The 14475-nt window shown below is 48.5% G+C and carries 14 protein-coding genes; 2 read left to right on the forward strand and 12 right to left on the reverse strand.

Annotated features, from left to right (window positions below):
* Positions 1-42 precede the first annotated feature (42 nt).
* The 9 genes from nuoH to A1s21148_RS06450 are packed head-to-tail and all read right to left on the reverse strand — an operon-like array spanning position 43 to position 9187.
* Positions 43-1299: an NADH-quinone oxidoreductase subunit NuoH gene (gene nuoH, locus A1s21148_RS06410; protein WP_095671587.1), complete on the reverse strand. Its 1257-nt coding sequence runs from the start codon at positions 1297-1299 to the stop codon at positions 43-45.
* A complete protein-coding gene (locus A1s21148_RS06415; RefSeq protein WP_095671588.1) occupies positions 1296-3665 on the reverse strand; it encodes an NADH-quinone oxidoreductase subunit G in 2370 nt (789 codons plus the stop codon). The genes nuoH and A1s21148_RS06415 overlap by 4 nt, the downstream gene beginning before the upstream one ends.
* Entirely contained in the window at positions 3665-4945 is a 1281-nt protein-coding gene (gene nuoF, locus A1s21148_RS06420; protein WP_095671589.1) for an NADH-quinone oxidoreductase subunit NuoF, read from the reverse strand. The genes A1s21148_RS06415 and nuoF overlap by 1 nt, the downstream gene beginning before the upstream one ends.
* A complete protein-coding gene (nuoE, locus tag A1s21148_RS06425) occupies positions 4945-5571 on the reverse strand; it encodes an NADH-quinone oxidoreductase subunit NuoE (protein ID WP_095671590.1) in 627 nt (208 codons plus the stop codon). The genes nuoF and nuoE overlap by 1 nt, the downstream gene beginning before the upstream one ends.
* Positions 5571-6911, reverse strand: coding sequence for an NADH-quinone oxidoreductase subunit D (locus A1s21148_RS06430; protein WP_095671591.1), 1341 nt, complete (start codon positions 6909-6911; stop codon positions 5571-5573). The genes nuoE and A1s21148_RS06430 overlap by 1 nt, the downstream gene beginning before the upstream one ends.
* Positions 6908-7543 carry an NADH-quinone oxidoreductase subunit C gene (locus A1s21148_RS06435; protein ID WP_095671592.1) on the reverse strand — a complete coding sequence of 212 codons (636 nt, stop codon included), beginning with the start codon at positions 7541-7543 and terminating at the stop codon, positions 6908-6910. The genes A1s21148_RS06430 and A1s21148_RS06435 overlap by 4 nt, the downstream gene beginning before the upstream one ends.
* Positions 7544-8098, reverse strand: a complete 555-nt coding sequence (locus A1s21148_RS06440) for a NuoB/complex I 20 kDa subunit family protein (protein WP_095671593.1) — start codon at positions 8096-8098, stop codon at positions 7544-7546. It abuts the gene before it with no gap.
* Positions 8089-8454: an NADH-quinone oxidoreductase subunit A gene (locus tag A1s21148_RS06445; RefSeq protein ID WP_420022007.1), complete on the reverse strand. Its 366-nt coding sequence runs from the start codon at positions 8452-8454 to the stop codon at positions 8089-8091. Before A1s21148_RS06445 ends, A1s21148_RS06440 begins: the two co-directional genes overlap by 10 nt.
* A gap of 40 nt (positions 8455-8494) precedes the next feature.
* Entirely contained in the window at positions 8495-9187 is a 693-nt protein-coding gene (locus tag A1s21148_RS06450) for a demethylmenaquinone methyltransferase (protein ID WP_095671594.1), read from the reverse strand.
* Between the two features lie 61 nt (positions 9188-9248).
* Between A1s21148_RS06450 and A1s21148_RS06455 the strand changes: the two genes are divergently transcribed.
* Both A1s21148_RS06455 and A1s21148_RS06460 read left to right on the forward strand, forming a co-directional pair.
* On the forward strand, positions 9249-9848 hold the full coding sequence (locus A1s21148_RS06455; RefSeq protein ID WP_095671595.1) for a biotin transporter BioY: 600 nt from the start codon (positions 9249-9251) through the stop codon (positions 9846-9848).
* An 11-nt stretch (positions 9849-9859) separates the two neighbouring features.
* Positions 9860-11080, forward strand: a complete 1221-nt coding sequence (locus A1s21148_RS06460; protein WP_095671596.1) for an isochorismate synthase — start codon at positions 9860-9862, stop codon at positions 11078-11080.
* A gap of 3 nt (positions 11081-11083) precedes the next feature.
* Here A1s21148_RS06460 and menD read toward each other — a convergent pair whose 3' ends face one another.
* From menD to menB, 3 genes are read right to left on the reverse strand one after another with little or no spacing between them, the layout of a single operon-like run.
* Complete coding sequence (gene menD / locus A1s21148_RS06465; RefSeq protein ID WP_095671597.1) at positions 11084-12658, reverse strand: 2-succinyl-5-enolpyruvyl-6-hydroxy-3-cyclohexene-1-carboxylic-acid synthase; 1575 nt, start codon at positions 12656-12658, stop codon at positions 11084-11086.
* Positions 12655-13602, reverse strand: coding sequence for an o-succinylbenzoate synthase (locus A1s21148_RS06470; protein ID WP_095671598.1), 948 nt, complete (start codon positions 13600-13602; stop codon positions 12655-12657). Before A1s21148_RS06470 ends, menD begins: the two co-directional genes overlap by 4 nt.
* Positions 13603-13604: 2 nt before the next feature.
* Complete coding sequence (gene menB, locus A1s21148_RS06475; protein WP_095671863.1) at positions 13605-14444, reverse strand: 1,4-dihydroxy-2-naphthoyl-CoA synthase; 840 nt, start codon at positions 14442-14444, stop codon at positions 13605-13607.
* Between the last annotated feature and the right edge of the window lie 31 nt (positions 14445-14475).

A 14475-nucleotide genomic window follows, 5' to 3' on the forward strand; every position in this document is an offset into this window, starting at 1 on the left:
TCTTTATTCTCTTTATTTACGAGTGGTTGAAATTCGTTTTGGTCAGCCACGATCGCCTCCCTTGTCTGAAACACTATTTGAAACATTGATTGTGGTTATTTCGGATGGAAGCGATGGAACGGCAAAACTTGGAGCTGCTGCTTCTGGGTAAACATGTGCAGCGCGCTTTCTCTTTGAGGCATCAACTGCTGTAGAAATTCCCATAACGATGAGGACTACGACGCCAGCAAAAATAAATGTGGTGACACGAGATTGGCTGGTAGTAGAAATTAGACGAAGCGTTGCAACTACCAAGATCCAGAGCAACGAGACCGGAATCAAGACTTTCCAACCGAATTGCATAAATTGGTCGTAACGCAAACGAGGAAGAGTTCCACGTAACCATACGAAAACAAAGAAGAAGAAGAGAACCTTTAAGAAGAACCAAACGAGTGTGAACCAACCGCCGAGCCATTGCTCTGTAAAGCCCAGACCTGGAATTGCGTGGTAACCACCAAGGAATAACGTTGTTGCTAGTGCTGAAACAGCGATGATATTTACATATTCTGCCAAGAAGAAGAGTGCGAATTTAAGTGATGAATACTCAGTATGGAATCCACCAACGAGTTCACCTTCAGCTTCGGCTAGGTCGAATGGCGCGCGGTTTGTTTCGCCAACCATTGAGATCGCATAGATAACAAAGGATGGGAAGAGAACTAGTCCGTACCACCAAGTGCTCTGCTGCGCGGCAACGATTGATGATGTAGACATTGATCCGGAGTAGATAAAGACTGAAACAAGTGAAAGTCCCATGGCGATTTCATAAGAAACAACCTGCGCGCTTGAGCGGAGTCCGCCAAGCAGCGGATAAGTCGAACCTGATGACCAACCAGCGAGAACAATTCCGTAGACACCGACTGATGCGGTGGCAAGAACATAGAGAACACCGACTGGAAGGTCGGTTAACTGCATAACAGTTTCTTCGCCGAAGAAGTTAACTGGGCCAGTCATTGGCATAACCGCAAAGGCCATAAATGCTGCGGTGGTGCTGATTACTGGAGCAATTACAAAAACAACCTTGTCGGCTGCAGCCGGAATCAAATCTTCTTTGAGCGCAAGCTTTACGCCATCTGCAAGCGCCTGAATTAAGCCGAATTTTCCAACGCGGTTAGGGCCAACGCGCATCTGCATACGAGCAACGATGCGACGTTCGCCCCATACAGACATGATCGTCAAGACAACGCAAACGGCAAAGACAATAACTGCCTTAAGGGTGATGATCCAACCCGGATCATCTAGCAATAACTGAGCGTTATTCATGCCTTCACCACCGATACAACATCGCCGTGCACGGCATTTAATGAGATCAAAGTTTGTGTACCGAATGAGTTGCGTGGCACCCAAACTGCATCATCGTGAATATCTTCAACTAGCGCCGGAAGTGAGATTGATCCGTGTGAGTTAGAGACTCGCAAGATATCGCCATCTTTAACGCCCATTGCCTCTGCGCGCTTTGGTGAGATAACTGCAACAGATTTACGTGCAGTCCCAGCTAAGTTGGCTTCACCTTTTTGCAAAGTACCAAGATCTAACAAGCGACGCCATGAAGTAAGTAGAGCTTCATTTCCAGAAACCTTATTTGCACCCGCTGCAGAAACTGCTGCGAAGTTAGCGCGTGCGCCATCCCATTTACCGAGTGATGAAATCTCACGCGCTGCTTGGGTAACTGTGCCGAGCATGATTGATTCGCCCATTTCATCAGCGATAGCCGACAAGATACGAAGATCAGAACGATTTAGTGAATCTGCAACTGCCGCATCGAAAGCACGTGCGCGGCCTTCCCAGTTAAGGAACGAGCCAGATTTTTCAGTAACTGCAGCAACTGGCAGAACTACATCAGCCACATTGGTAACTGCAGAGTGTGCAATCTCGAGTGAGACAACAAATGACTTTGAAAGTGCGGCAAGTGCGGCTGCGCTATTTGGCATATCTTGTGGATCAACGCCACCAACAACAACTGCATCAAGTGAACCGTTGCCAAGGCTTTCAATAATTTCAGAAGTTGTGCGACCAACGTTTGTAGGAATTGTTTGAACTCCCCAAACAGCCGCGATATCTACACGTGCTGCAGCATCGGCAACAGGGCGGCCACCTGGAAGAAGTGTGCCAATTGCACCAGCTTCAAGTGCGCCGCGTTCGCCTGCGCGACGCGGAATCCAAGCAAGCTTTGCGCCAGTCTTTTCAGCAAGCGCAGCGGCTGCAGAAAGTAGACCAGTAGTTTCAGCAGCGCGTTCGCCAACCAAAATAACTGACTTACCGGTTAGGGAAAGCGCTGAAAGTGCAGCGACTTCAGATCCTGGTGCGACCTTAATAAATTCAGCCTTTAACTTTTCAACGCCGATTGAAAGCTTAGTTGCAACTGCGCTGACCTTTAGCGCGCGCTTGCGAACCTGCTTGTTGATTCGAAGGAAGACGATTGGTGATTCTTCTTCTGGTTCAAAACCAATGAGAACCACATGATCTGCGATATCGATATCGCGGTAGGTAGTTGCTGATCCAACAACTTTCGCGCCAAGGAAATCACGTTCTTCATCTGATGAAACGCGCGCACGGAAATCGATATCGTTTGTGCCAAGTGCGATGCGTGCAAACTTGCTGTAACCGTAAGCATCTTCTGCAGTTGCGCGTCCACCAACTAGAACCGCAGCGCGCTTGCCCTTAAGACCTGCTGCAGCTGCAGCGATTGCCTCTGGCCATGATGCAGGAGCAAGAACTCCGTCAGCGCCACGAACCATTGGAGTTGTTAGACGATCAACTTCAGTTACGTACTTAAATGCCCAGCGACCTTTATCGCAGTTCCATTCTTCGTTAACTGCGGCATCATCACCAGCAAGGCGACGTAAAGTCTTTCCTCGACGAACATCGGTGCGCATATCGCAACCTGATGCGCAGTGTTCGCAAGCAGATGGAGTTGAAACTAAATCGAATGGACGAGCGCGGAAGCGATAAGCAGCGCCAGTAAGCGCGCCAACCGGACAGATCTGCACTGTATTTCCAGAGAAGTAAGACTCGAATGGTTGGTTCTCGTAGATACCAACTTGCTGCAGCGCACCGCGTTCGTTGAGAGTAATAAATGGATCGCCAGCAATTTGATCAGAGAAACGTGTACAACGAGCGCAGAGAACGCAGCGTTCGCGATCGAGCAGAACCTGAGATGAAATTGCAACAGGCTTTTCAAATGTGCGCTTTACGCCTTCGAAGCGAGTCTCACCATTTCCGGTGCTCATCGCTTGGTTCTGCAATGGACATTCGCCGCCCTTGTCGCAAACTGGGCAATCAAGTGGGTGGTTAACAAGAAGAAGTTCCATCACACCGCGCTGTGCTTTTTCAGCAACTGGTGAAGTTAGTTGAGTCTTTACGATCATATTTGGTTCTACAGGAATCGTGCAGGAAGCCTGTGGCTTTGGAAATGCGCGACCATTGATTTCGATATCAACTAAACATTGACGACAAGCGCCAACTGGATCAAGAAGTGGGTGATCGCAGAAACGTGGAATCTGAATTCCTAGTTTTTCTGCAGCGCGAATAACCAAAGTCCCCTTTGGAACGCTGACTTCAAAACCATCGATAACAACGGTGATGAGTTCTACTGCTTGCGCGGTTGTGTTCTCTTGAGTCGTAGTCATTATGCGTTTGCTCCAGAGAAGAGAGTTGATTTAACTGGATCGAATGGGCATCCACCGTTTGTTAAGTGGGCGATGTATTCGTCACGGAAATATTTGATTGAAGATGTGATTGGGCTAGTTGCGCCATCACCAAGTGCGCAGAATGAGCGGCCCATGATGTTGTCGCAGAGATCGAGCAACTTAGCTAGATCTGCTTCAGTACCCACGCCGTTTTCTAGATCGCGCAGAATCTGAACCAACCACCATGTGCCTTCGCGACATGGTGTGCACTTGCCACATGACTCGTGCTTGTAGAACTCAGTCCAACGCAGTACTGCGCGAACCACACAAGTTGTTTCATCAAAGATCTGTAGCGCTTTAGTGCCGAGCATTGAGCCAGCAGCGGCAACGCCTTCGTAATCAAGTGGAATATCAAGGTGCTGATCTGTAAATAGTGGCGTTGATGATCCACCTGGTGTCCAGAACTTCAACTTATGTCCGGCGCGAATTCCACCTGACATCTCAAGGATTTCACGAAGGGTAATTCCAAGCGGGGCTTCAAATTGACCAGGATTTACAACGTGGCCAGAGAGTGAGTAAAGCGTGGTTCCCTTTGATTTTTCGGTGCCCATTGATTGGTACCACTCAGCGCCGTTTGCGATGATCGCAGGAACTGAAGCGATTGATTCGACGTTATTTACAACCGTTGGTCGTGCATATAAACCTGCGATCGCAGGAAATGGTGGACGCAGACGTGGTTGGCCGCGGAAACCTTCAAGTGAATCAAGCAAAGCAGTTTCTTCACCGCAGATGTAAGCGCCGGCACCAACGTGGAGAACAACATCAATACCTTTACCAAGATGGCCAGCTTTGTAAGCATCTTCGATCGCTTGATTTAAACGACGGACAACATGTGTAACTTCACCGCGGATATAGATAAAGGCATGCTTTGCACGAATTGCATGGCAAGCGATGATGCAGCCTTCAATAAGTACATGTGGGTTAGCCATCAAAAGTGGAGTGTCTTTACAAGTACCTGGCTCAGACTCGTCAGCATTTACAACTAAGTAGTGATCTTTGTTATCGCCCTGTGGGATAAAGCCCCACTTCATTCCGGTTGGGAAGCCTGCGCCGCCGCGACCGCGAAGTCCAGAATCTTTTACAAGTTGAATAACTGCATCTGGATCCATAGCAAGTGCTTTGGCAGATGCCTTGTATCCACCATGACGTGTGTATGCATCGATTGTGAATGAATCTTTCTCATCCCAATGTGCAGAAAGTACTGGAGCTAGTTTTGTCATTACTTGCCCTCTTTCGAAAGTTTTAAACCAAGCAGTGTTGGTTCGCCAGCTTGCAATCCTTCATTGGCTTTTCCATCGCTTAAACCGGCAAGAACAGCTGATGCTTCTTTCCAAGTAACCAAAGAGTTAGGTCCACGAGTTGGTGGTTTAGGTGTTCCCTTGCGCATTGAATCAACTAGATTTTTTGCAGTCTCAACGTTCTGGTTGTCGTAGAACTCCCAGTTAGCCATAACAACTGGTGCGTAATCGCAGGCTGCGTTGCATTCGATATGTTCTAGAGAAACTTTTCCATCAGCGGTAACGCCATCGTTTTCAACGCCGAGGTGATCTTTAAGCGCTGCAAATATCGCATCTCCGCCCATAACCGCGCACAAGGTGTTGGTGCAAACACCTACGTGGTACTCGCCTACTGGGCGGCGCTTGTACTGGGTGTAGAAAGTTGCAACGGCAGTTACTTCAGCAGTTTCTAATTCAAGCAACTTTGCAATCTCTTCAATGCCTTCGTTGGTTACATAACCGGCAAGTGATTGCACATAGTGAAGTAAAGGCATGATGGCAGAGCGGCTTCGTGGGTAGCGCTTGATAATCGAATTCATGATTTCGATCTGATCTGGTGAGTAAGCCATTAGCGGTCAACTCCTCCCATCACAGGATCGATTGAGGCAACAGCGCCGATGATGTCGGCAACCATTGAGCCTTCACACATTGCAGATGTTGATTGCAAGTTATTGAAAGATGGTTCGCGGAAGTGAACGCGGTAAGGACGTGTGCCGCCATCAGAGACTACGTGTGCACCGAGTTCGCCACGTGGAGATTCAACTGCTGTGTAAACCTGACCTGCTGGAACGCGGAAACCTTCGGTAACAAGTTTGAAGTGGTGGATCAAAGACTCCATTGATGTGCCCATGATTTCGCGGATGTGGTTAAGCGAGTTACCCATTCCATCTGCACCAATTGCAAGCTGTGCTGGCCATGCAATCTTCTTATCGGCAACCATTACTGGTGCGCCTTCAAGTGATTTAAGTTTTTCAGCGCATTGTTCGATGATGCGAAGTGATTGTTCTAGTTCGTTGATACGAATCAAGAAGCGGCCGTAAACATCGCAAGTGTCTGCTGTTACAACATCGAACTTGTAATTCTCGTAACCTGAGTAAGGCTGAATCTTGCGTAGATCAAGTGGCAATCCAGTTGCGCGAATAACTGGACCTGTGACTCCAAGTGTTGTTGCACCAGCAAGATCAAGGTAACCAATTCCCTCGGTGCGCTTCATCCAGATGCTATTTCCAACGAGCAACTTCTCGTTATCTTTAAAACTATGACGCAGATCTTTTACCGTTGCCAAAACTTTCTCAACAGAGCCGGCAGGAAGATCTTGAGCAACTCCACCTGGGCGGATATAGGCCATATTCATACGAAGGCCTGAGATAAATTCGAAGATATCTAGAACTTTTTCGCGTTCGCGGAAGCAGAAGATCATTGGTGAAAGTGCACCTAATTCAAGTGCTCCGGTACCGAGTGCAACCATGTGTGAAGAGATACGGTTGAACTCCATCATCATTACGCGAATAACGTTGGCCTTTTCAGGAACATCGCCTGTAATTCCGAGAAGCTTTTCAACGCCTAAGCAGTAAGCCGCTTCGTTAAACAACGGTGCCAAGTAATCCATACGAGTTACAAATGTTGTGGCCTGAGTCCAGTTACGGAACTCGATGTTCTTTTCGATTCCTGTGTGCAGGTAACCAATTCCGCAACGAACTTCAGTAACAGTTTCGCCTTCAAGTTCTAGAACCAAACGAAGTACGCCGTGAGTTGATGGGTGCTGAGGACCCATATTTACAACAACGCGTTCTTCTTTCGCCTGACCAATTTCAGTTACGAGTGAATCCCAATCGCCACCGGTTACCGAGAAGACAGTGCCTTCAGTGGTTTCGCGTGATGATGCATATGGATCTGCGTACGTGCTCACTTGTAAGACCTCCGATCTGATGGAGGTGGTGTAACAGCGCCCTTGTATTCAACGCCGATTCCGCCAAGTGCGTAATCCTTACGTTGTGGATGTCCTTGCCAATCATCTGGCATCAAGATGCGAGTAAGTCCTGGGTGGCCATCAAAGATGATTCCAAACATGTCGTAAGTTTCGCGTTCGTTCCAGTTAGATCCAGCCCAGACTTCAACAAGTGAAGGAATGTGTGGATCGACATCTGGAACAGAAACTTCCAAACGAATTCGTTGGTTATTTGTCACTGATAACAAGTGGTAAACCGCGTGAAGTTCGCGATTGGTATCTTCTGGATAGTGCACACCAGATACGCCCATCGACATTTCAAATTTCAATTTATCGCGCAAGATAAGTGCGACTTCTACTAAACGCTCGCGCTTGATGTGCAGAGTTAGCTCGCCGCGATCAACAACAACGCGTTCGATTGCATCAGCGAAATCTGGATATGCGCGCTCTAAATCATCAGCAACCTGATCAAAATAGCCACCAAATGGGCGCTGTGAAGAGCCTGCAGAAGCGGTTGCGCGAACTAGCCCACCGTAACCCGAGGTATCCCCCGTGCCGGCAGCACCAAACATTCCGTGTTGCTCATCAGACATTTAAGCCAACAACCCCTTTAACTGATGGGTTGGAACAGCGGCCATAGCTGCAGCTTCAACTTCCTTGATAACTTTTTCGCGGTTAGGTCCGAGTTTTTCGTCGTAAATCTGATCGTGCAATTTAAGAATTGCATCCATCAACATTTCAGGACGTGGTGGACAACCTGGCAGATAAATATCAACTGGTACTACGTGGTCAACGCCTTGCACGATTGCGTAGTTGTTAAACATTCCGCCTGAAGATGCACATGCACCCATTGCGATAACCCACTTTGGTGCAGCCATTTGATCGTAAATCTGGCGAAGCACTGGAGCCATCTTGTTTGAAACACGACCGGCAACAATCATCAAATCTGCTTGACGTGGGGATGCGCGGAAAACTTCCATGCCAAAACGTGCGAGATCGTAACGACCTGCACCGGCAGCCATCATCTCAATTGCGCAACATGCCAAACCGAAAGTTGCTGGCCAGAGTGAATTTTTACGCATATAACCTGCAAGTTTTTCAACTGAGGTTAAAACGATTCCGCTAGGTAACTTCTCTTCTAATCCCACTCGAGGCCTCCGCGACGCCAGACATATGCAAATGCAACGAAGACTGTTCCGATAAAGATCGCCATTTCGACTAAACCAAATAGTCCAAGTTGATCAAAGGTGACAGCCCATGGATATAAGAAAACGATTTCAATATCAAAGATGATAAATAGCATCGCGGTTAGGAAGTACTTAACTGGAAAACGTCCACCCTGTGCTGCTTGCGGTGAAGGTTCGATTCCGCACTCGTACGCCTCTAACTTTGCGCGGTTGTAACGTGCAGGTCCGGTGAGGGCGGCTGCGGCAAGAGAGAAAATTGCGAACCCAAAGCCAACGGCGGCAATCGCCAGAATTGGAATATATGGGTTACCGATCACAAGCGAAATCCTAAGGTGGCCACGGGGGTGGTCGCGACCGTTAGGCCTTTACGCCTCTGTGAACTGCAACAACCCCGAAAGTTAAGTTCTGCCAGCCGACTTGGCTCCATCCCGCGGCCTCGATCTTGGCGGCGAGCGCCTTCTGATTTGGCCAGGCCCGGATCGATTCAGCCAGGTAGATATAGGCATCTGGGTTTGAAGAGGTCCGCTTTGCGATTGCGGGCAGGGCGCGCATTAAGTAATTGGTATAGATGGTGCGGAATGGGCGCCAGGTTGGGCTGGAAAACTCGGCTATAACGATCCGGCCGCCCTTTTTGGTAACGCGTAGGGCTTCCCCGAGGGCTTTATCTACATCTGAGGTATTGCGCAGGCCGAAAGAGATGGTCACAACGTCGAATTCGCCATCGGCAAAAGGCAGATTCAAGGCATCGGCGAAGGTGAAGGGCAGGTGGGGCCGGGCTTTACGGCCGGCAGCCAGCATTCCTTCAGAGAAATCAGCTGGAATAACGTCTGCGCCAGCAGCAGCTAGGGGTTCGGAGCTAGATCCAGTGCCTGCAGCCAAATCCAAGATCTTCATCCCAGGCATTGGGGCGATGATCGCGGTGGTCGCACGGCGCCAAGCCTTGGTCTGGCCCAGGCTGAGCAGATCGTTCACGAGGTCGTAGCGCTTGGCCACCCCGTCAAACATTGCGGCGACTTCATCGGGGTTTTTATCCATATTTGCGCGCGACATAGGCCAAGTCTCTCGCAATAGTAGGCTCACTCACAACTCCAAAGCGGTAAAGGGGAAGTAAATGTCGATCTCAACCGGATCACTTCGGGCAACGGTCTTTCCTCGCAGCACTGCGCTAACCCATGCCACCTTCATCGTCGGCGGAACTTTGTTCATTGCCGCTTTGGCACAAATCGCAGTTCCAGTTCCGGGATCCCCAGTTCCCGTCACAGGTCAAACACTTGCCGTTTATTTAATCGGAACCACTTACGGTGCACGACTTGGGTTTGCAACTTTTGCAACATATTTACTTGCCGGAGTTGCAGGCGCTCCAGTCTTTGCTGCAGCAACAGGTGCAACTAGCCACGGTATTGCCCGTTTAACTGGTGCAACCGGCGGTTATCTAATCGGAATGCTTGTAGCCACTTTTGTTCTTGGCGCGCTCGCAGATCGCAAAGCCGATCAGAAATTTAAAACTTCATTTCCAGCGCTAACTTTGGGAAGCGCCATTGTCTTTGCCTTTGGATTGATCTGGTTAAAAACATCGCTAGATCTTTCTTGGGCAGCAACAATTAGCGCAGGCCTTACTCCATTTATCTTCGGCGAACTTTTGAAGATCGCAATCACTGCAACTTCTCTGCCACTGATTTGGCGCAAGATTTCACAAAAGTTAAATCGATAACCTAATTCTTTATGCCGCAACTTATCCCCGTTACTACTGCGCGCCTGGGCGAGCACTTACCGCTGCTGGAGCTACTTCCAGATAGCGCACCTGTTACATGGGTTCGCGGCGGCGATGGCTTAGTTGGCTGGGGCTCTTACGCAACCACAGCAGTAAGTGGCCCAAATAGATTTAACGATGCTCGCAAATGGTGGCATCTGCAGCTAGAAAAACTAGCAATCTCTGATTCAGTTCACGTCAGCGGAACTGGCCCAATACTTTTTACCTCTTTCTCTTTTGACCCGAACGAAGAGTCAGTTCTTGTAATTCCTGAAATCGTCGTCGGCATGCGCAATGGCAGCTCTTGGATCACTTGGATCGGCGATCAAGCCCAGCCGAAACTCGCTGAAAGTGCGCAAACTTTGGAAGATGCTGAATACAACTGGGGAGATGGATCGATAAGCCCGGCCGAATGGCAGATTCGCGTTGCACAAGCAATTAAAGAGATTGAAAGTACCAAACTTGAAAAAGTTGTTCTTGCTCGCGATCTGAAAGTTAACTCACATCGCGCAATTGATCCACGAAAAATTCTCCGCAACCTAAGCGCTGAATATCCATCTACTTGGATCTTTGCAGTCGATGGGCTAATCGGCGCAACTCCCGAGCTATTGCTCCGCCTATCTCGCGGCATGGTTACGTCACGAGTTCTTGCTGGAACGATCAGCAAAACTGGAGATGATGAGAGAGATTTAGCACTTGCCGCATCGTTGGCGAGATCATCTAAAGATCTCGAAGAACACGAATATGCAGTCAGATCAGTTGCAGATGCGCTCGATCCTTTCTGCACATCAACGAACGTTCCTGAATCCCCCTTTGTTCTTCACTTAGCAAATGTTATGCACCTTGCGACTGACGTCACGGGTGCTTTAATTGAAAGCAAGAAGAGCGTTGATGCTTTTACAATTCTTGAGAAATTACATCCCTCCGCTGCTGTATGCGGCACACCAACTGAGATTGCTGCAAAGCTGATTAAAGATATCGAAGGGATGCCACGAGGCCGCTACGCCGGCCCAGTTGGTTGGCTAGATGCGCGCGGTGACGGTGAACTTGGAATCGCCCTTCGCTGCGGACAGATTTCGGGAAATGAACTCCGCATCTTTGCGGGCTGCGGAATTGTGGCTGGGTCGAACCCAGAGAAAGAGTTAACTGAGAGCAACGCTAAATTTGCGCCAATGCGAAGCGCACTTTCTTAAGCTTTAAAGCGATTTCATCTTCCCTGCCAGATCTTTAATTAGATCGGCATTTGCTTCTCGGTTAGGAACATCCAGGACTACAACGCTTAGCCCCTTAATTGGTGCAGTTAATTCCTTACTTAAATCTGCGGAGTTATCGATAGTTTTTGTGCTGATACCCATTGATTTGGCAATCGCCGCAGGATCTAGCCCGTGTGGTGTCCCAAAAACTTCTTCAAATCCTTCAACTCCGCGTTGTGGCAGAGTTGAGAAAATTCCACCGCCATCATTATTTACAACGAAGATCTTGAGGTTTACCTGGTCGTGATGAATTAACCCAGTTAAGTCATGTAAGAAAGCTAAATCTCCAAGTACTGCAATTGCCGAACCGTGATGTGTTGCAATTCCCGTTGCGGTTGAGATATTTCCATCAATGCCTGCAAGCCCACGATTGGCATAGGTAATGACTCCTGATCGTGCAGCTGCAAAAGCTTCAAGGTCTCTAATCGGACGCGATGATGCAATAAATATTGCCGTTTCTGCAGGAAGGTTGGCTGCAATCTCACGAGCGATAACTGGTTCAGACCAGATTGAAATCTCTTTCACAACTTTTGCAGTGCGTTCAGAATACTTCTGCCATTTAGCAATCCATTCCAGATCGGCAGGCGCAACATAAAGTTCGGGGAGATCGGTAAAACGCTTATCTGCCGTGCGATCTGTATCTACTGTTGCAATTCGCGGATCAATAACAAATGTTGACCGCGCAGATTTAATGAGTGCGTTAACCGATCTGGAAAGTGTTGTGCGGCCAATGACAATGACGGTATCTGGAGCCAAATCTTTAGCGATTGGAGTTGCTGTTAGAAATAAACTGGCATGGGCGTTGGCCTCTGCAAATGTAAGTGGATCCTCGCTGATTACCGGCCATCCGAGAGATTCAATAAATGCTCTAACTGCGGCAACTTCAAGTCCACCACGATCATGGCCAATTACTAGTAAGCCACGTGTTGATTTACTGGCGAGAGTTCCGGCTTTCTTGCGATCAAAGACTTTTGGTGGATTTACCTTTAAACCATCGAGCCACGCATCGTTATCGTCACCAAGAAGTGGTTCTTCAAATTGCACATTGATATGTACTGGGCCGGTTTGAAGTGCGTTAAGTGGAAGTTCTAGCGGATAGGCCCCACCAGAAACATCGGAGAAGTAACGAACTGCTTTGCCAAAGATGCGTGCTTGCTCAGTGGTTTGGTTGGCGCCCGTTCGACGTAGTTCGGCTGGACGATCTGCAGTGATTACAAAGAGTGGGATATTTGAATGTGATGCTTCCAGAACTGCAGGATGGTAATTCGCAACCGCTGTTCCGCTAGTGCAGATAACTGGCACAGGACGATTACTGGCCTTTGCTAAACCAAGTGCGTAGAAAGCAGCGGTGCGTTCGTCGATGCGGATATGTAACTTAATCAAGCCACGCTTTTGTGCCGCAACGAGTGCAAGAGATAAAGGTGCATTGCGGGATCCTGGTGAAATAACTGCATCAGTTATTCCCGCCTCAAGAATTTGGCGAATGATTACGCGAGCAAGTTGAGTTGCTTGGTTCATGCGATTAGCTCCCAAGTCTTCATGAGGCGATCCTGCCACCATTTATATCTCTCTGGTGAAACTTCAAGACCTTCGAAGTTTGGCTTAATCCGCTTTACTTCAATTTCGCCGTTAACAATTGGAAGATCGCCAACATTTGCTGAAAGTAGTGAGCCTGTGGCAAGTCCGCAATCAAAATTCATCTCGCTAACTGAGGCAGCCAGAGCTAATCCGTGGGAAATTCCCACAGCACTTTCTAGGGCGCTAGAAATAACGATCGGTAAATTGTGGCGCTGCGCTAATTGATGTACGCGCACGATTCCACCTAGTGGTTGCACTTTGAGTGCCAAGATATCTACGGCGCCGCTTAGATCTACTTTAAATGGATCAGCAGATTTTCTAAGTATTTCATCGCCAGCGATTGGAATATCTACCTTTAGCTTTGCCTTTAATTCGCGCAGCTTGTCAACGCTCTGGCAAGGTTGTTCGACATATTCAATCGCACCAATGTTTTCGTAGATTGATCGCAAGTTAGTTATTGCAGTTGCAACGCTCCAATTCCCGTTTACATCGATTCGCAATTTAGCGTTTGGTCGAAGCGCGCGAACTTTGGCAAGGCGAGCGATATCTTCACTTAAGTTATCGCCTACCTTTACTTTAAAAGTATTTACTCCTGGGAAAGTTTCGACAATTCTTTCGATATCACTTGGCGCATTCAGCGCAGGAATGGTTCCATTTACTTTTACTTTGCTCCGCTTGAGTTCTGGCCATGGCTTGGTTGCGGCTTCAATTGCAGATTGCAGCCAAGGTACACATTCACTTGGTTGGTATTCCAGAAATGGTGAGAACTCTCCCCATCCAGCGACGCCTTGAATGAGCGCTACTTCGCGAATATTTATCCCGCGGAAGTTTGTCTTAGTAGGTAGCGCAACAACGCGCATTGTGGAGAAGAGTTCTTGCGACATATTTAGGGACGCTTGGGAAACTTTCCAAAATCTGGCGCGCGCTTTTCCTTGTAAGCATCGCGGCCTTCTTGACCTTCTTCACTTAAGTAGAAGAGCAGCGTTGCATCGCCAGCAAGTTGTTGAATTCCAGCAAGGCCATCATCGGCTGCGTTCATTGAAGATTTAAGTAGGCGAAGTGCAAGTGGAGAATTGCGCAGCATTTCGCGGCACCAAGAAACTGTTTCAGCTTCAAGTTCTTTAAGCGGAACAACGGTATTAACAAGGCCCATGGCGAGCGCTTCTTGCGCATCGTATTGACGAGTCATAAACCAAATTTCACGCGCCTTCTTCTGTCCAACACTTGCGGCAAGTAAACCTGAACCGTAACCGCCATCGAATGAACCAACCATTGGGCCGGTCTGACCGAACTTGGCGTTATCGGCAGCAATTGTTAAATCACAAACAACGTGCAGAACATGTCCACCGCCAATTGCCCAACCAGCGACCATTGCAACAACAGGCTTAGGGGTGCGACGAATTTGAATTTGTAGATCTAAAACGTTTAAGCGGCCGATGCCCTTTTGTGCCAAGGGATCTTCGCCGAGATATCCATCATCTCCGCGCACGCTGATATCTCCGCCAGAACAGAAGGCTTCATCGCCGGTTCCGGTAAAGATGATTACGCCGACATCTGAGTTATCGCGCGCGAGTGAGAATGCTTCTTGTAATTCAATAATTGTTTGGGGGCGAAATGCGTTACGCACCTCTGGTCGATTGATCGCGATCTTGGCCATGCCGTCGCCTACTTGATAGGTGATATCGGTAAATTTCTCTCCACCTGCGCCAGTTGCCCACGCAGGGATAGAACGGTTACCAAATTCACGCTTGATCGGC

This window comes from Candidatus Planktophila lacus (assembly GCF_002287925.1).
GTDB lineage: Bacteria > Actinomycetota > Actinomycetes > Nanopelagicales > Nanopelagicaceae > Planktophila > Planktophila lacus.